Source organism: Mycobacterium sp. NGS34 (genome assembly GCF_059812845.1).
The window spans coordinates 24,737-41,740 of sequence record NZ_JCALDM010000003.1 but is presented as its reverse complement, the minus strand read 5'-3'; the positions used below and the strand labels follow the sequence as shown (position 1 = coordinate 41,740).

Below are 17,004 nucleotides of genomic sequence, written 5' to 3'. Positions count from 1 at the left end.
GGCTGGGTCCCGCCCGTCGGAGAACATTGTTGCCTACGAAACGCTAGCAAGCTCGGGTGGGCTTACTCTTGGCTCTCGTGTCCAAACTTTCGACCGCTGCGCGCCGGTTGCTCATCGGCCGGCCGTTTCGCAGCGACCGGCTGAGTCACACACTGCTGCCCAAGCGGATCGCCTTGCCGGTGTTCGCCTCCGACGCGCTGTCCTCGGTGGCCTACGCCCCCGAGGAAGTCTTCCTGATGCTCTCGGTGGCCGGGGTCACCGCCTACGCGCTGACGCCCTGGATCGGTCTGGCCGTGGCGGCGGTGATGCTGGTCGTGGTGGCCAGCTACCGGCAGAACGTGCACGCCTACCCCTCGGGCGGCGGCGACTACGAGGTGGTCACCACCAACCTGGGCGACACCGCCGGCCTCGTCGTGGCCAGCGCCCTGATGGTGGATTACGTTCTCACCGTTGCCGTTTCGACGGCGTCGGCGATGTCGAACATCGGCTCGGCGATCCCGGTCGTGGCGCAGCACAAAGTGTCGTTCTGCGTGGCCGCCATCCTGCTGGTGATGGCCCTGAACCTGCGTGGGGTCCGTGAGTCCGGGCTGGCGTTCGCCATCCCCACCTACGCGTTCATCGTCGGGGTCCTCGCCATGATCGGCTGGGGTTTGTTCCGGATCTTCGTGCTGGGCAACCCGCTGCGCGCCGAGTCCGCCGGTTTCGAGATGCACGCCGAGCACGGCCAGGTCGTCGGCTTGGCGCTGGCCTTCCTGGTGGCCCGGTCATTCTCCTCGGGGTGCGCGGCGCTGACCGGTGTCGAGGCGATCAGCAACGGGGTGCCGGCGTTTCAGAAACCCAAGTCGCGCAACGCCGCCACGACCCTGCTGATGCTGGGCGGCATCGCCGTGACGCTGCTGATGGGCATCATCGTGCTGGCCGAGAAGATCGGGGTCAAGCTCGTCGATGATCCTGCGACGCAATTGAGCGGTGCGCCGGCGAACTACTACCAGAAGACGTTGGTCACGCAGCTGGCCGAGACCGTGTTCGGCAGCTTTCACATCGGCTTCCTGCTGATCGCCACCGTCACCGCGCTGATCCTGGTGCTGGCGGCCAACACCGCGTTCAACGGGTTCCCGGTGCTGGGTTCGATTCTGGCGCAGCACAGCTACCTGCCGCGCCAATTGCACACGCGCGGCGACCGATTGGCGTTCTCCAACGGCATCCTGTTCCTGTCGGCGGCGGCGCTGCTGGCGATCATCGCGTTCCGCGGCGAGGTCACCGCGCTGATCCAGCTGTACATCGTCGGGGTGTTCATCTCGTTCACCCTGAGCCAGATCGGCATGGTCCGGCACTGGACCCGGTTGCTGCGCACCGAGACCGATCCCCGGGCGCGGCGCAAGATGATGCGCTCGCGGGTGGTGAACACGGTCGGCTTGCTTTGCACCGGTGCGGTATTGCTCGTCGTCCTGGTCACCAAGTTCCTCGCCGGAGCGTGGATCGCGCTCTTCGCGATGAGTTTGCTCTTCATCATCATGAAGCTGATCCGCAAGCACTACCACACCGTCGGCCGGGAGCTGGAGGAGCAAGAGGCCGCCCAGCACGACGTCGTCCTGCCCAGCCGCAACCATGCCCTGGTGCTGGTGTCCAAGCTGCACCTGCCGACGCTGCGCGCGCTGGCCTACGCGCGCGCCACCCGCCCGGACACGCTCGAGGCCCTGACGGTCAGCGTCGACGACGCGGAAACCCGCGACCTGGTGCACAGGTGGGAGGAAAGCGATATCAATGTGCCGCTCAAGGTCATCGCCTCGCCCTACCGTGAAATCACCCGCCCGATACTCGATTACGTCAAACGGATCAGCAAGGACTCGCCGCGCACCGTGGTGACGGTGTTCATCCCCGAGTACGTGGTGGGCCACTGGTGGGAGCAGGTGCTGCACAACCAGAGCGCGCTGCGGCTCAAGGGCAGGTTGCTGTTCATGCCCAACGTGATGGTGACCTCCGTTCCGTGGCAATTGAATTCGTCGGAGCGGCTCAAGGCCCTCCAGCCGCACGCGGCACCCGGCGACGCCCGACGCGGAATCTTCGACTGAGCACTGCGTTGAAGCCCAACACACTGACGCTGGTGACCGGCGCCCCGGCCAACGGGGGCAGCTGCGTGGCGCATCACGAGGGCCGGGTGGTGTTCGTCCGCTACGCGCTGCCCGGCGAACGGGTGCGGGCGCGCGTCACCGCCGAGCGCGGATCCTATTGGCACGCAGAGGTTGTCGAGGTGATCGAGCCGTCGGCCGATCGGGTCGAGTCGATGTGCCCCATCGCCGGTGTGGGCGGCGCGGGCTGCTGCGACCTGGCGTTCGCCGCGCCGGCGGCGGCCCGCGCGCTCAAGGCGCACGTGGTGGCCAACCAGTTGCAGCGGCTGGGCGGTCACCAGTGGAGCGGCGCGGACGGGGGCGCCGAGGCGCTGTCGGACTGTGGGCCCGGCGGTTGGCGCACCCGGGTCCGGCTGGACGTGGGCGCGGATGGCCGGCCCGGCTTCCACCGGTACCACAGCGACGAGCTGGTGTCCGACCTGAGCTGCGCGCAGCTGCCGCCGGGAATGCTGGACGGGCTGGCTCAGGATTCCTCCGGGGCCGATTGGCCCGCCGGCGCGCAGCTGCACGTGGCGGTCGACGACGACGGCCAGCGCCACGTGGTGCGCACCCTGCGGCAGGGCGGGCAAACCGCCACCGCCGTGGCGGAGGGCGGCTACGAGGCGGTGCAGCGGGTGGGCGGGCGCACCTGGCGGGTGCCGGTCACCGCGTTCTGGCAGGCGCACCGGGACGCGGCCGAGGTCTACAGCGGCCTGATCGCGGACTGGGCGCAGCCCGCCGCCGGCATGACCGTCTGGGACCTCTACGGCGGGGCCGGCGTGTTCGCGGCGACGCTCGCCGACGCGGTGGGGGAGTCGGGGCGCGTCATGACCGTCGACACCTCGCGCTCGGCGACGCGGGCCGCGCGAACCGCGCTGGCCGACCTGCCGCAGGTCGACGTCGTCACCGACTCGGTCCGCCGGGCGTTAGAGACGGCGCAGCGGGGCTCGAGGGCGGACGTCGCGGTGCTGGATCCGCCGCGGGCCGGCGCCGGGCGCGAGATCATCGACCTGCTGGCCGCGGCCGGGGTCCCGCGCGTCGTCCACATCGGCTGCGAGGCAGCGTCTTTCGCGCGCGACGTCGGCCTCTACCGCGGCCACGGCTATGCCGTCGAGCAGATCAGGGTGTTCGACGCGTTCCCGCTGACCCACCACACCGAGAGCGTGGCGCTGCTGACGCTTTGAGTTTGTTTCCGCGTCGAGACTGCCTCAGAGCGTGCCCTGGGGGGTTTCGGGCGATCTGGACGCAGTCTCGGCGAAATCCCCCGGGCTCAGGCCAGCACGAAATACCGCAGCCACAGGTAAAGCCCGGACAGCGCGGCCGAGATCGCCGTGACGACCGCGCCCTTGCGGGTGAATTCCCAAAACGAGATGGGGTTGTCGCCGCGCGCGGCGATCCCGAGCACGACGACGTTGGCGCTGGCGCCGACGGCGGTCAGGTTGCCGCCGAAATCGGTGCCGATCGCGAGCGCCCACCACAACACCCCGGGGTTGACGTGGTCCCCGAGAGCCGGCACCAGGCCGGCGACGATGGGGGCCATCGTCGCGGCGTACGGAACGTTGTTGACGACCCCGCTGATGATCAGCGACGCAACCAGAATCACCATGGTGGCCAACAGGGTGTTTCCGCCGGTCGCGGTGATCGCCAGGTGCGCCAGCTGCTTGACCACGCCCGTCTTCACCAGCGCGCCGACCATGACGAACAGGCCGGCGAAGAACAGCAGCGTTTCCCACTCGACGCTGGACAGGTAATCGGAATGTTCCAGCCGCGACACCACGATCAGGATCCCGGCGCCCAGCAGCGCGACGATGGACGGTTCCATGTGCAGTGCCGAATGGCCGATGAACCCCGCGAACACCGCCACCAACACCACCCCGCAGGCGATGAGCAGCCGGCGATCGCGAATCGCCTCCTTCTCTTCCAGCGACATGACGTCGGCGACCCGCTCGGGGTCGACGGCGAACGAACCGCGAAACAGCCGCGGCAGCAACGCGATCAGGACGGCCATCACGATGATCACGATCGGCGCGAGGTGGATCAGGAAGTCGTTGAAGCTCAGGCCGGCCTTGCTGGCGATGATGATGTTCGGCGGGTCGCCAATCAAGGTCGCCGTGCCGCCGATGTTCGACGCGAACGCCTCGGCCATCAAAAACGGCGCCGCGTTGATCGCCAGCCGGTCACACACCAGCAGGGTCACCGGTGCGATCAGCAGCACCGTTGTGACGTTGTCGAGCAGGGCCGACGCGATCGCGGTCACGAGCACCAGCAGGATCATGACCCGCAGCGGGGAGCCGCGGGCCCGCTTGGCGGACCAGATCGCGACGTACTCGAACACACCGGTTTGCCGCAACACGCTGACGATGATCATCATGCCCAGCAGCAAAAAGATTACGTCCCAGTCGATTCCGGTCTCGTGGGAGTAGAAGACGTCGTCGGAGTTGATGATCGGCATCGCGACGACGATCGCGGCGCCGGTGAGCGCGACCAGCGTCTTGTTGACGCGGTCGCTGGCGATCAGCGCGTAGGCGACGACGAACACGACGACCGCGACGACGCTCATCGAATGTCCTGTGTGCTCAAGGCTTTAGTGTTTGAGAGCGGCGGCCAATAGGCGCGATGCGGTGATGACGCCGACCAATGCCTGGTCTTTGACCACGGCGATCAGCGGGCTGCGCAGCCGGGCCATCACCGCGGCCACCTCGATGATCGTGTCGTCCGCGTGCGCCCACGGCACGTTGGTCAGGTGATCGGGCAGCATGTCCCCGACCGTCTTTCCGCCCAGCTTGTCCGCGGCCCGGTCGGCCATGGACTCGTTGAGCACGCCGGCCAGCGACGGGTCGTCCTGCACGTATTTCGGGACGATGAACCGCACCACCTGGGAGGCCGGCAAAACCGCGGAGGGCTTGCCGGACGCGTCGGTGACGACGATTCCGGGCAGCCTGTGCTCGGCGAGCAGGCGGGCGGCGTCGAGGGCGTCGGAGTCGACCGTCACGACCGGGAAGTCCTCGGCGAGTTCCTCGGCGCGCATAGGCAAACAATAGTCGGGTAGTGATTCGGCCGTGCCTGCGTAGACTTACGGAATGCTGGAACAGATCCGCGGGCCCGCTGATCTGCAGTACCTCTCCCAACAGCAGCTCCGCGATCTGGCAGCCGAGATTCGCGAGTTCCTGATCCACAAGGTCGCTGCGACCGGGGGGCATCTCGGGCCCAACCTCGGCGTCGTCGAGCTGACGCTGGCGCTGCACCGCGTGTTCGACTCGCCGCACGACCCGATCATCTTCGACACCGGCCACCAGGCCTACGTGCACAAGATGCTGACCGGGCGCGCCCACGACTTCGAGGGCCTGCGCAAAAAGGGCGGCCTGTCGGGGTATCCGTCGCGCGCCGAGAGCGAACACGACTGGGTCGAGTCCAGCCACGCCAGCGCCGCGCTGTCGTACGCCGACGGCCTGGCCAAGGCGTTCGAGCTGAGCGGGCACCGCAACCGGCACGTGGTGGCCGTCGTCGGCGACGGCGCGCTCACCGGCGGCATGTGCTGGGAGGCGCTGAACAACATCGCCGCCTCGCACCGCCCGGTGATCATCGTCGTCAACGACAACGGCCGCAGCTACGCGCCCACCATCGGCGGCGTCGCCGACCACCTGGCTTCGCTGCGGCTGCAGCCCGCCTACGAGCAGGTGCTGGAAAAGGGCCGCGACGTCGTGCGCTCCATGCCGCTGTTCGGCAAGATCGCCTACCGCTTCATGCACAGCGTCAAGGCCGGCATCAAGGATTCGCTGTCGCCGCAGCTGATGTTCACCGATCTGGGACTGAAGTACGTCGGCCCGGTCGACGGCCACGACGAACGCGCCGTCGAGGCGGCGCTGCGCCACGCCCGCGGCTTCGGGCGCCCGGTGATCGTGCACGTCGTCACCCGCAAGGGCATGGGGTACGCGCCGGCCGAGGACGACGAGGCCGAGCAGATGCACTCCTGCGGCGTGATCGACCCCGCCACCGGGCAGGCCACCAAGATCGCCGGCCCGGGCTGGACGGCGACCTTCTCCGACGCCCTCATCGGCTACGCCCGCAAACGCCGCGACATCGTGGCGATCACCGCGGCGATGCCCGGCCCCACCGGGCTGACGGCGTTCGGCCAGCAGTTCCCGGATCGCCTGTTCGACGTCGGCATCGCCGAGCAGCACGCCATGACGTCGGCGGCCGGCCTGGCGATGGGTGGCATGCACCCGGTGGTGGCCATCTACTCGACGTTCCTCAACCGCGCCTTCGACCAGATCATGATGGACGTGGCGCTGCACAAGCTGCCCGTGACGATGGTGCTCGACCGCGCCGGGATCACCGGTTCCGACGGCGCCAGCCACAACGGCATGTGGGACCTGTCGATGCTGAACATCGTGCCGGGCATGCGGGTGGCCGCGCCGCGCGACGCGACCCGGCTGCGCGAGGAACTGGGCGAGGCCCTCGACATCGACGACGGCCCGACGGCCCTCCGCTTCCCCAAAGGCGATGTGGGCGAAGACATTCCGGCGCTCGAGCGGCGCTCGGGGGTGGACGTGCTCGCGGTGCCCGCCGACGGGTTGAACCACGACGTGCTGCTCGTCGGCGTCGGCGCCTTCGTGCCGATGGCGTTGCAGGTGGCCAAGCGGCTGCACAACCAGGGCATCGGCGTGACGGTGATCGACCCGCGCTGGGTGCTGCCGGTGTCCGACGGCGTCGTCGAGTTGGCGGCGCAGCACAAGCTGGTCGTCACGTGCGAGGACAACGGCGTCAACGGCGGCGTGGGATCAGCGGTGTCGGCCGCGCTGCGCCGCGCGGAGATCGACACGCCCTGCCGCGACGTCGGGCTGCCGCAACGGTTCTACGAGCACGCCTCGCGCGGCGAGGTGCTCGCCGATTTCGGGCTGACCGACCAGGACATCGCCCGTCGCATCACCGGCTGGGTCGCGGCGCTGGGCGCCGCCGTCACCGAGGCCGAGATACGGGAGCATCTCGACTAGTCGCCGGAGTCGGCTTCCTCCGCCGGCTGCAACGCCCTTGCCAGCACCGGGTCGACGAGTTGTCGCTGCCACGCCCGCGCCTGCCCGGCGAGCAGGAACGCGTCGACCGCCTCGTCCGGGCCGGGCAATCCCTGCCTGAGGGTTTCCCAGTCCCAGCACAGCCGTCGCACCAGGTCGGGCGCGACCAGGTTTTCCGTGGGGACGTGCACCCGCTCCGACACTTCACCCAGCGCGGCCCGGGCCGCCTCCAGTCGCGCGGCGGCCTCCGGCTTGCGCCGGCTCCACCGCGACGGCGGCGGCGGGCCGTTGGGCGCCTCGGCCTCGTCGGGCGGGTCCTGGGTCTGCCGGGCCGCCTCCAGCGCCGCCAGCCAGACCTCGGCGCTGCGGCGCTGGTTGCGTCCACCGAACACCGGCAACGCGACGAGGTCCTCGACGGTCTTCGGGTTGGCGAGGGCCGCGTCGATGATGGCCGAATCCGGCAGCACGCGCCGCGGCGCGATGTCGCGACGCTGGGCGATGCGGTCGCGCGCCGTCCACAGTTCGCGGACCGCCGCCAGGCCCCGCCGGTCGCGCACCCGATGGATGCCCGACGTTCGCCGCCAGCGGTCCCGCTTCACCACCGGCGCGGCGTCCCGGGCACCAACCTCTCGCAGGTAGTCGAATTCCTCTGCGGCCCAACCGGTTTTGCCCTGCTCGCCGAGCACACCCGAGATCGCCGCGCGCAGCTCGATCAGCAACTCCACGTCCAGGGCCGCGTAGTTGAGCCACTCGCCGGGCAGCGGTCGCTTGGACCAGTCGGCCGCGCCATGGCCCTTGGTCAGCCCGACACCCAGCAGCCGCTCCACCATGGTCGCCAGGTTCACCCGGTCGAAGCCGGCCAGCCGGCCCGCGAGCTCGGTGTCGTAGAGCGCCGGCGGCCGCATGCCCACCTCGGCCAGGCACGGCAGGTCCTGATCCGCGGAGTGCAGGATCCACTCGTCGGTGCCCAGCACCTCGGCGACCGGCCGCAGCGCGGTCAGCGGGTCGCCGCCGTGGCTGACCGGGTCGATGAGCACGGTGCCGGCTCCCGCACGCCGGATCTGGATCAGGTAGGCCCGGTTGGAGTAGCGGAAGCCCGACGCCCGCTCGGCGTCGACCGCGAACGGTCCGCGTCCGCGGTCCAGCAGTCGCGCCGCCGCCTCGATCTGCCGGACGCTGACCGCGAGATCGGGAACCCCCTCGACCGGGCGCAGTAGCGGGGTGGCTTCGGGTGGGGTGCTTTCGGGCGCGCTGCTGTCGGGCCCGGGGGCCCCCGGTTCCCCCATGTCAGGCGCGTGACCGGGAGCTCAGGTCGGTGACTCCGGACGGCGGCAGGCCCGCGGCGTGCTCGAGCACCTCGCAGAACGCCTCGACGTGGGCCCCGACGGCGGGGGTCGTCGCCGTCCACGATGCCCGCAGCTCCAGCTGGTGGGCCCGCGGCGGTCCGGAGATGTCGCCGTAGCGCACCGACGTGGTGGCGGTGACGGTGCCGCCCAGGGCCGTGGTGTGCTCGAGGCGCGACTCCAGCGCGTCGACCAGCCAACTCCACGCCACCTCGGGCAGCAGCGGATCGACGGCCTCGCTGGGATCCAGGTCGGCCTGGATGTAGGCGACCAGCCGGATCGTCCCGTCCCACGCGTCGGCGCCGTCCGGGTCGTAGAGCAGGATCAGCCGGCCGAACGCGTCGCCCTCGGACCGCTCCGGGACGATCTCGAGGTCGGGGTGCTTGACCTCGGCGCCCAGGGCGTAGCTGTAGGGCGCCAGGCGCTGCGGCGGGCGGATCGGGCCCAGCTCGATCTCCGGACGCACGGTGACACCGTTCATCGCCGCGACCGCCTCGCGGAATGGGGCCGGTTCAGTCGAGGTCAACGGCGCCGCTCCTCCTCGTCGCTCCCGCTCCGCATCGTCGCGGACGCGGGTCACAGCGTTCGACGCTAGACCCATCACCCGACACGGGAAAACAGGCGCGCCGAGTTTCGCGCCCGTCGCGACCAAGCCGTTACCAGGCGTTTTCGGGGCCCCTTCAAGGACGTCGTGCCTGATCAGGGCGTCGTTCCCCCGCTGAAGCGGGCCGGGCGCTTCTCCCGGTGCGCGGCGAGGCCCTCCCGGACGTCGGGGCCGCTGAAGCTGAGGAATTCCAGGCCAAGCGACGTTTCGAAGGCGGGCGCGAACATGCGATACCAGTGGTTGAGGCTGTGCTTGGTCCAGCGGATCGCGTCTTGCGCGCCGCGGGCCAGGTCCTCGGCCAGGCGGGTCGCGGTGGCCAGGACGTCGTCGTCGTCGACGCAGGTGGAGACCAGGCCGATGCGCTCGGCCTCCTCGCCGAGCAACGTTTCGCAGGTCAGCAGGTAGTACTTGGCCTTGGCCATGCCGACCAGCAGCGGCCAGCAGATCGCGGCGTGGTCGCCGGCGGCCACCCCGAGCTTGGTGTGCCCGTCGATGAGCTTGGCGGTCCGGCCCGCCACCGAGATGTCGGCCAACAGCGCGACCACCAGCCCCGCGCCGACGGCCGGTCCGCGGATCGCCGAGACCACCGGCTTGTCGAAGTTGACCATGTTGAGCACCATGTCGCGGGCCTCGCGCATGATGCGGATCCGGCCCTGGTAGTCGTTCATGGTCTCGTCGATCAGGTCGAAGCTGCCGCCGGAGGAGAACGCCCGGCCCTCGCCGCGGACCAGCACGACGCGCACGGCGGGGTCGCGGTCGATCACCGGCCAGATGTCGGCCAGGTCGCGGTGCATCTGGGGCCCGACCGAATTCAGCCCCGGCGCGTCGAGAACCAGGGTCAGCACGCCGCTCTCGCTGGGTTCGCAGCGCAGGCTGGGGAACTCGTCGTAACTGATCGGCATTGGCGTGATGTTACGCAGCGGCGATGCCGGCGGGCCGTCGTGGCAGCATTGGAGCCAATGACGAACCCTGCGCACATGCGTCGCGACCTCCCCGAGTCGCCATACCTGGCCGCCGCCACCGGTCGCAAGCCCAGCCGGGTGCCGGTGTGGTTCATGCGGCAGGCCGGTCGCTCGCTGCCCGAGTACCGCGCGCTGCGCGAACGGCACAGCATGCTGGCGGCCTGCTTCGAGCCCGAGGTGGCCGCCGAGATCACGCTGCAGCCGATCCGTCGCCACGGCGTCGACGCCGCGATCCTGTTCTCCGACATCGTGGTACCGCTGCGGGCCGCGGGCATCGAGCTCGACATCGTCGCCGACGTCGGGCCGGTGATCGCGCACCCGATCCGCACCGACGCCGACATCGAGGCGTTCAAACCCCTTGAGCCCGAAGCGATCCGGCCGATCTGCGAGGCGGTTTCGCTGCTCGTCGGCGAGCTGGGCGACGTCCCGCTGATCGGTTTCGCCGGGGCGCCGTTCACGCTGGCGTCCTACCTCGTCGAGGGCGGCCCCAGCCGTAACCACGCGCGCACCAAGGCGATGATGCTGGCCGAACCGGCCAGCTGGCACGCGCTGATGTCGAAGCTGGCCGACCTCACCGTCGCGTTCCTGCGCGGCCAAGTCGAGGCCGGCGTGGACGCGATCCAGGTGTTCGACTCGTGGGCGGGGACGCTGTCGCTGGCCGACTACCGCCGGTACGTGCTGCCGCACAGCTCAAGGGTTTTCGCGGCCCTGTCCGAATACGGCGTGCCGATGACCCACTTCGGGGTCGGGACCGCCGAACTGCTGGGCGCCATGTCCGCGGCGCTGAAGTGCGGCATGCAACCCGGCCAGTCCACCGTCGTCGGGGTGGACTGGCGGACCTCGCTGGCCGACGCCGCCGCCCGGGTCGAACCCGGCACGGCGCTGCAGGGCAACCTCGACCCGGTGGTGCTGCTGGCGGGCTGGCCCGTGGCCGAACGCGCCGCGCGGGCCGTCATCGACGACGGACGCCGCGCGGTGGACGCAGGCGCGGCCGGGCACGTCTTCAACCTCGGGCACGGGGTGCTGCCCGAGACCGACCCCGGCGTGCTGACCGACCTGGTCGCGCTGGTCCACTCGCTATGACGCATCGCTCGTATTGCGTTGTGGGCGGCGGGATTTCGGGGCTCACCGCGGCGTACCGGCTGCGCGCGGCCGCCGGTGACGACGCGTCGATCACGCTGTTCGATCCCGCCGACCGGCTCGGCGGCATCCTGCGCACCGAACACGTCGGCGGCCGGCAGATGGACCTGGGCGCCGAGGCGTTCGTGCTGCGCCGCCCCGAGATGCCGGCGCTGCTGGCCGAGCTCGGCCTGTCCGGGCGCCAAGTCGGCACCACCGGCGCCCGCCCGCTGATCTACAGCGGCCACCGGCTGCACCCGCTGCCCGCCGGGACGGTGGTGGGCATCCCGTCGTCGGCGGCCTCGGTGGCGGACCTGGTCGACGAGGCGACGTTGGCGCGCATCGACGCCGAACCCGCCCGCCCGCTGGGCTGGCAGCCCGGCGGCGATCCCGCCGTGGCCGACTTGGTCGGCGACCGATTCGGCCCGCAGGTCGTGGCGCGGTCGGTGGACCCGCTGCTGAGCGGGGTATATGCGGGCTCCGCGGCCACGATCGGCCTGCGCGCGGCCGCCCCCGGCGTGGCGGCCGCCCTCGACCGCGGCGCCGCCAGCCTGACCGAGGCCGTCCGGCAGGCGCTGCCGCCGGCCACCGGCGCGCCGGTGTTCGGGGCGATCGACGGCGGCTACCAGGTGCTGGTCGACGAGCTCGTCGGGCGCGCCCGGCCGCGCTGGGTCCGGGCCGCGGCGGAACGGCTCGACCCCGCCGAGCCGGGCTGGTCGCTACTCGACGACACCGGCGCCCGCTGGCACGCCGACGCGGTGATCCTGGCGATTCCGGCCCCGCGACTGGCGCCCCTGCTCGACGAGATCGCCCCGCGCAGCGCCGCCGCGGCAAGCCGGATCGGGAGCGCGTCATCGGCGGTCGTGGCCCTGGCCGTGCCCGCCGACACCCCGTTCCCAAACTGCTCGGGGGTCCTGGTTGCCAGCGGAGAATCCTTGCGCGCCAAGGCGATCACGCTGTCGTCGCGCAAATGGGGCACGCGCGGCGACACCCAGCTGCTGCGGCTGTCGTTCGGGCGGTTCGGCGACGACGTGGCGGCCGGCACCCCCGACGACGAATTGCTGGGATGGGCGCTGAGCGACCTGGTCGACGTGTTCGGACTGACCGTCGACCTTGTCGACGCCCGCGTCCAGCGCTGGATCGACGCCATGCCGCAGTACGGCCCCGGCCACGCCGAGGTGGTCGCCGAGGTGCGCGCCGGTCTGCCGCCGACCCTGGCCGTGGCCGGCAGCTACCTCGACGGCATCGGCGTGCCGGCGTGCGTCGGGGCGGCGGGGCGGGCGGTCGAGGCACTGCAGACGGAAGTGGCACGATAGGAGCCATGGCCAAACTCGATTATGACGCCCTGAACTCGCAGCTTCGCTACCTGATGTTCTCGGTGTTCTCGGTGCGGCCCGGCGAGCTCGGCGAGGACTCGAGTGACTCAAGAAAAGAAGCAATCGACGACGCGACGACGTTTTTCAAGCTGCAGGAGGAACGCGGCGTCGTGGTGCGCGGCCTCTACGACGTGGCGGGCCTGCGCGCCGACGCCGACTTCATGATCTGGACCCACGCGGAACGCGTCGAAGCGCTGCAGGCGACCTACGCCGACTTCCGCCGCACCACCGCCCTGGGCCGGGTCTGCGCGCCGGTGTGGAGCAGCGTCGCGCTGCATCGTCCCGCGGAGTTCAACAAGAGCCACATCCCGGCGTTTCTGGCCGGCGAGGAACCCGGCGCCTACATCTGCGTGTATCCGTTCGTGCGGTCCTACGAGTGGTACCTGCTGCCCGACGAGGAACGGCGCCGGATGCTGGCCGAACACGGCATGGCCGCCCGCGAGTACAAGGACGTCCGGGCCAACACCGTGCCGGCGTTCGCGCTGGGCGACTACGAGTGGATCCTGGCGTTCGAGGCCCCGGAGCTGGACCGGATCGTGGACCTGATGCGCGAGTTGCGCGCCACCGATGCCCGCCGGCACACCCGGGAGGAGACGCCGTTCTTCACCGGGCCGCGGGTACCCGTCGAGCAATTGGTCAACGCTTTGCCCTAAGTGACGCCGAAATCGAGGGGGACACATGACGACTGCGCCGGCGACGATGCAGAGCAAAGCGATGAGGTGGGGGCACCTCCCGCTTGCGGGGGAGAGCGGCGCCAAATGACCACATTCGACCCGACCGATCCCACCCGCTTCGAGGAGATGTACCGCGACGACCGGCTGTCGAACGGATTGCCGGCCGCCACGCCGTGGGACATCGGTGGCCCCCAGCCGGTGGTGCAGCAGCTCGTCGCGCTGGGCGCGATCAAGGGCGAGGTGCTCGACCCGGGCACCGGCCCGGGCCACCACGCGATCTACTACGCCGCCAAGGGATACTCGGCGACGGGCATCGACGGGTCCGCGGCCGCGATCGAGCGCGCCCGGGCCAACGCGCAAAAGGCCGGTGTGTCAGCCAATTTCGAGGTCGCCGACGCCACCAAGCTGGACGGGTTCGACGGCCGCTTCGACACCGTCGTCGACTGCGCCTTCTACCACACCTTCAGCACCGAGCCCGAGCTGCAGAAGTCCTACGCTCGGGCGCTGCACCGGGCGACCAGGCCCGGAGCGCGGCTGTACATGTTCGAGTTCGGCGAGCACGACGTGAACGGGTTCAAGATGATGCGGTCGTTGTCCGAGAACGACTTTCGCGACGTCCTGCCGTTCGGCGGCTGGGAGATCACCTACCTCGGCCCGACGACATATCGCGTCAACATGAGCACCGAGACGCTCGAGATGATGATCGCGCGCAACCCCGACATGGCCGACCAGGCGCAGCCGATGTTGGAACGGTTCCGGGCGATGGAGCCGTGGCTCGTCAACGGCCGCGTGCACGCGCCGTTCTGGGAGGTGCACGCCACCCGCGTCGACTAACTGTTGCCGCGGGTCGCGTCGGCCAGGGCGTTGGAAACCCGCTCGCCCTTCTGGTGATGGCTGAGCGCCCGGATCGACACGTCATGGCCTTCGGCCGCCCGGCGCAGCGCGCCCACGGTGGCCTGCTCGCGCGGATGGTCGGCGAACGGGTCGAATGAGTACCAGCGCATGGCGTTTTCGTGGGTCATCCTGTCGATGTCGGTGTCCGAGACGTCGTGCTGGCGCAGCACATCCCAGAGTTCCTCGGGCGCGCCGGGCCACATCGAGTCGCTGTGCGGGTAGTCGGCCTCCCACGCGATGTTCTCGATGCCGATCTGATGGCGCAGCTGGACTCCGACGTGGTCGCTGATGAAGCACGTCAGGAAGTGCTCGCGGAACACCTCGCTGGGCAGCTTGCCGCCGAAGTCCTGGTGCGTCCACGCCGAGTGCATCTCGTAGGTGCGGTCGGCGCGCTCCAGGAAATACGGGATCCACCCGGTGCCGCCCTCGCTCAGGGCGATCTTGAGGCCGGGATACTTCTTGATCGGCGCCGACCACAGCAGGTCCGCGGCGGCCTGCACGATGTTCATCGGCTGCAGCGTGATCATCACGTCCATCGGCGCGTCCGGCGCGGTGACGGCGAGCTTTCCCGACGAGCCGATGTGCACGTTCATCACGGTTTCGGTGTCGCACAAGGCTTTCCACAGCGGTGTCCAGTAGTCGTCGTGGAAGCTGGGATAGCCCAGCACCGAAGGGTTTTCGCTGAACGTCAGCGCGTGCACGCCGCGATCGGCGTTGCGCCGCACCTCGGCCGCGCACGCCTCGGCGTCCCAGATCACCGGCAGGCACATCGGGATGAACCGGGCCGGATACGCCCCGCACCACTCCTCGACGTGCCAGTCGTTGTAGGCCCGCAACAGGGCCAGGCCGAAGTCGTGGTCCTCGGTGGCGAACAGCCGGCCGGCGAACCCGGGAAACGTCGGAAAGCAGATCGAGGCGAAGATCCCGCCCGCGTTCATGTCCTTGACCCGCTCGTCGACCTGCCAGCACCCCGGCCGGATCTCGTCGAGACCCTGCGGTTCGAGCCCGTACTCCTCCTTCGGCCGGCCCGCCACCGAGTTGAGCGCCACGTTGGGAATCACCACATCGCGAAATTGCCAGCTATCGCTGCCATCTGGGTTGTGCACCAACCGGGGCGCCTCGTCGGCGTACTTCTTGGGCAGGTGATTGGCGAACATGTCCGGCGGTTCGACGATGTGGTCGTCGACGCTGATCAGGATCATGTCGTCTTTGATCATGTTCGCCCGCTTCCTGATGCCCTTACCGTTGGCGCAACGGTACCCCACCGGGTGCACTGGCGAAAGCGTTCGTCGAGCTCGATCTTCGAGCCAAACCCGCACGTCGCGGGCCCGGATCGCGTAGGCTGCGTTCTCTGGTGACCGGCGCCGGGGGAGATGACCTGTTGGTCATGGCGCATCGAATTGCGGAGGTATCCCATGTCGTTCGTGATCGCGGCTCCAGACGCGGTGCTGGCCGCGGCCAACGATCTGGCGGGGATCGGTTCGGCGATCAGCGCGGCCAACTCGGCCGCGGCGTCCGCCACGACGGGCGTGGTCGCGGCGGGAGCCGATCAGGTGTCGGCGGCGGTCGCGGAGCTGTTCTCCGCGCAAGGGCAGGAATACCAGGCGCTGAGCTCCCGGGTCGCGGCCTTTCACGCGCAGTTCGTGCAGAACGTGACGTCGGGCATGGCCGCGTACGCCGGCGCCGAGGCCGCCAACGTGCAGGGCAGCCTGCTCGACGCCATCAACGCGCCCACACAGGCGCTGCTGGGGCGCCCGCTGATCGGCAACGGCGCCAACGGCGGCACCGTCAACGGAATCGGGCAGCCCGGCGGGCCCGGCGGGCTGTTGGTCGGCAACGGCGGGGCCGGCGGCAACAGCACCACCCCCGGGGCACCGGGCGGTAACGGCGGGGCGGCCGGGCTGTTCGGCGTCGGCGGCCCGGGCGGCGCCGGCGGCACGAGCCCGACGGGCGCCGGCGGTAACGGCGGGGCCGGCGGGCCGGGGCTGCTGTTCGGCGGCGGGGGCACCGGCGGCACCGGCGGGTACGGCCTCACCCAGGGCGGTAACGGCGGGCCCGGCGGCCCGGGCGGCCTGCTCGGCTTCGGCGGTCCCGATCAGACCCACGGCAGCGCCGGCGGCGCGGGCGGTCCCGCGGGGCCCAACGGAATAGGCGGGACCGGGGGCGCCGGCGGGACCGGCGGGCTGCTGGGCTCCGGCGGGTTCGGCGGACCCGGCGGCGACGGCGGAACCGGTGGCAACGGCGGGGCCGGCGGCGGCAGCCTGCTGTGGGGCAACGGCGGGCCGGGCGGCCCCGGAGGCACCGGCAGCACGGGCGACGGCGGCAACGGTGGCACCGGCGGCACCGGCGGCCCGTTCGAGGGTGGCGGCGGCATCGGCGGCGCGGGCGGCACCGGCGTCGGGGGCAACGGCGGCAACGGTGGTAGCGGCGGCACCGCGGGCGGCATCTCCGGCAACGGCGGGCTCGGCGGCGCCGGCGGCACGGGCGTTGTCGGACACGGCGGTAACGGTGGCACCGGCGGCAACTCCAACCCCTACCAGGGTGCCGGCGGGGCCGGCGGCCGCGGCGGGGTCGGCGCCACCACCGGCGGCGACGGCGGGGCGGGCGGCAACGGCGCCGGATTCAACGGCTCCGGCGGGGCCGGCGGCATCGGCGGGTTCGGCTACGCGACCGGCGGGAACGGCGGGGTCGGCGGCACCGCCGGGCCGATCGGCAACGGCGGGGTCGGCGGCGCCGGCGGGCAGGGCCTGGTCACCGGGGGCAACGGCGGTAACGGCGGCGTCGCCGTGCTGATCGGCAACGGCGGCAACGGCGGCAGCGCCGGGGGCGGTCCCACTCCGGGTGCGCCCGGCCGAGGCGGCGCCGGCGGCAGCCTGTTCGGCCAGCCCGGAATGGACGGGGTCTAGGCGACC

General features: G+C 70.8%; 13 protein-coding genes and 1 pseudogene. 8 read left to right on the top strand and 6 right to left on the bottom strand.

Annotated features, from left to right (window positions below; all coding sequences use genetic code 11):
- Positions 1-77: 77 nt before the first annotated feature.
- Positions 78-2,072, top strand: a complete 1,995-nt coding sequence (locus AC5Y7V_RS09045; protein WP_499879713.1) for an APC family permease — start codon at positions 78-80, stop codon at positions 2,070-2,072.
- Positions 2,069-3,292, top strand: coding sequence for a class I SAM-dependent RNA methyltransferase (locus tag AC5Y7V_RS09040; protein ID WP_499880156.1), 1,224 nt, complete (start codon positions 2,069-2,071; stop codon positions 3,290-3,292). Before AC5Y7V_RS09045 ends, AC5Y7V_RS09040 begins: the two co-directional genes overlap by 4 nt.
- An 86-nt stretch (positions 3,293-3,378) precedes the next feature.
- On the opposite strand, the gene AC5Y7V_RS09035 is transcribed toward AC5Y7V_RS09040, so the two are convergent.
- Both AC5Y7V_RS09035 and AC5Y7V_RS09030 read right to left on the bottom strand, forming a co-directional pair.
- Complete coding sequence (locus AC5Y7V_RS09035; RefSeq protein ID WP_499879712.1) at positions 3,379-4,668, bottom strand: ArsB/NhaD family transporter; 1,290 nt, start codon at positions 4,666-4,668, stop codon at positions 3,379-3,381.
- A 24-nt stretch (positions 4,669-4,692) separates the two neighbouring features.
- Positions 4,693-5,136, bottom strand: coding sequence for a CBS domain-containing protein (locus AC5Y7V_RS09030; RefSeq protein ID WP_499879711.1), 444 nt, complete (start codon positions 5,134-5,136; stop codon positions 4,693-4,695).
- A 52-nt stretch (positions 5,137-5,188) separates the two neighbouring features.
- Between AC5Y7V_RS09030 and dxs the strand changes: the two genes are divergently transcribed.
- Positions 5,189-7,102 (top strand): 1-deoxy-D-xylulose-5-phosphate synthase, encoded by a 1,914-nt coding sequence (dxs, locus tag AC5Y7V_RS09025; protein WP_499879710.1) that lies wholly within the window; start codon positions 5,189-5,191, stop codon positions 7,100-7,102.
- Here dxs and AC5Y7V_RS09020 read toward each other — a convergent pair.
- The 3 genes and pseudogenes from AC5Y7V_RS09020 to AC5Y7V_RS09010 all read right to left on the bottom strand — a co-directional run bounded on the left by AC5Y7V_RS09020 (position 7,099) and on the right by AC5Y7V_RS09010 (position 9,969).
- Positions 7,099-8,406, bottom strand: a complete 1,308-nt coding sequence (locus AC5Y7V_RS09020; protein WP_499879709.1) for an HRDC domain-containing protein — start codon at positions 8,404-8,406, stop codon at positions 7,099-7,101. The two genes, dxs and AC5Y7V_RS09020, sit on opposite strands and share 4 nt — an antisense overlap.
- 1 nt (position 8,407) lies before the next feature.
- Positions 8,408-9,043, bottom strand: a pseudogene (locus tag AC5Y7V_RS09015) (DUF3000 domain-containing protein).
- Between the two features lie 119 nt (positions 9,044-9,162).
- Positions 9,163-9,969 carry an enoyl-CoA hydratase/isomerase family protein gene (locus AC5Y7V_RS09010; RefSeq protein ID WP_499879708.1) on the bottom strand — a complete coding sequence of 269 codons (807 nt, stop codon included), beginning with the start codon at positions 9,967-9,969 and terminating at the stop codon, positions 9,163-9,165.
- Between the two features lie 75 nt (positions 9,970-10,044).
- Here AC5Y7V_RS09010 and hemE point away from each other — a divergent pair, with 75 nt between their 5' ends.
- From hemE to AC5Y7V_RS08990, 4 genes are all read left to right on the top strand, one after another.
- On the top strand, positions 10,045-11,112 hold the full coding sequence (hemE, locus tag AC5Y7V_RS09005; protein WP_499880155.1) for a uroporphyrinogen decarboxylase: 1,068 nt from the start codon (positions 10,045-10,047) through the stop codon (positions 11,110-11,112).
- Positions 11,109-12,464: a protoporphyrinogen oxidase gene (locus AC5Y7V_RS09000; protein ID WP_499879707.1), complete on the top strand. Its 1,356-nt coding sequence runs from the start codon at positions 11,109-11,111 to the stop codon at positions 12,462-12,464. Before hemE ends, AC5Y7V_RS09000 begins: the two co-directional genes overlap by 4 nt.
- A 5-nt stretch (positions 12,465-12,469) precedes the next feature.
- Complete coding sequence (gene hemQ / locus AC5Y7V_RS08995; protein ID WP_499879706.1) at positions 12,470-13,177, top strand: hydrogen peroxide-dependent heme synthase; 708 nt, start codon at positions 12,470-12,472, stop codon at positions 13,175-13,177.
- A gap of 105 nt (positions 13,178-13,282) precedes the next feature.
- The gene (locus tag AC5Y7V_RS08990; RefSeq protein ID WP_499879705.1) at positions 13,283-14,032 is read left to right on the top strand and encodes a class I SAM-dependent methyltransferase; all 750 of its coding nucleotides are present in this window, start codon (positions 13,283-13,285) and stop codon (positions 14,030-14,032) included.
- Here the strand turns inward: AC5Y7V_RS08990 and AC5Y7V_RS08985 are convergent.
- Entirely contained in the window at positions 14,029-15,309 is a 1,281-nt protein-coding gene (locus AC5Y7V_RS08985) for an amidohydrolase family protein (protein WP_499879704.1), read from the bottom strand. The two genes, AC5Y7V_RS08990 and AC5Y7V_RS08985, sit on opposite strands and share 4 nt — an antisense overlap.
- A gap of 198 nt (positions 15,310-15,507) precedes the next feature.
- On the opposite strand from AC5Y7V_RS08985, the gene AC5Y7V_RS08980 reads away from it, so the two are divergent.
- Positions 15,508-16,998: a PE family protein gene (locus AC5Y7V_RS08980; RefSeq protein WP_499879703.1), complete on the top strand. Its 1,491-nt coding sequence runs from the start codon at positions 15,508-15,510 to the stop codon at positions 16,996-16,998.
- Positions 16,999-17,004 lie beyond the last annotated feature (6 nt).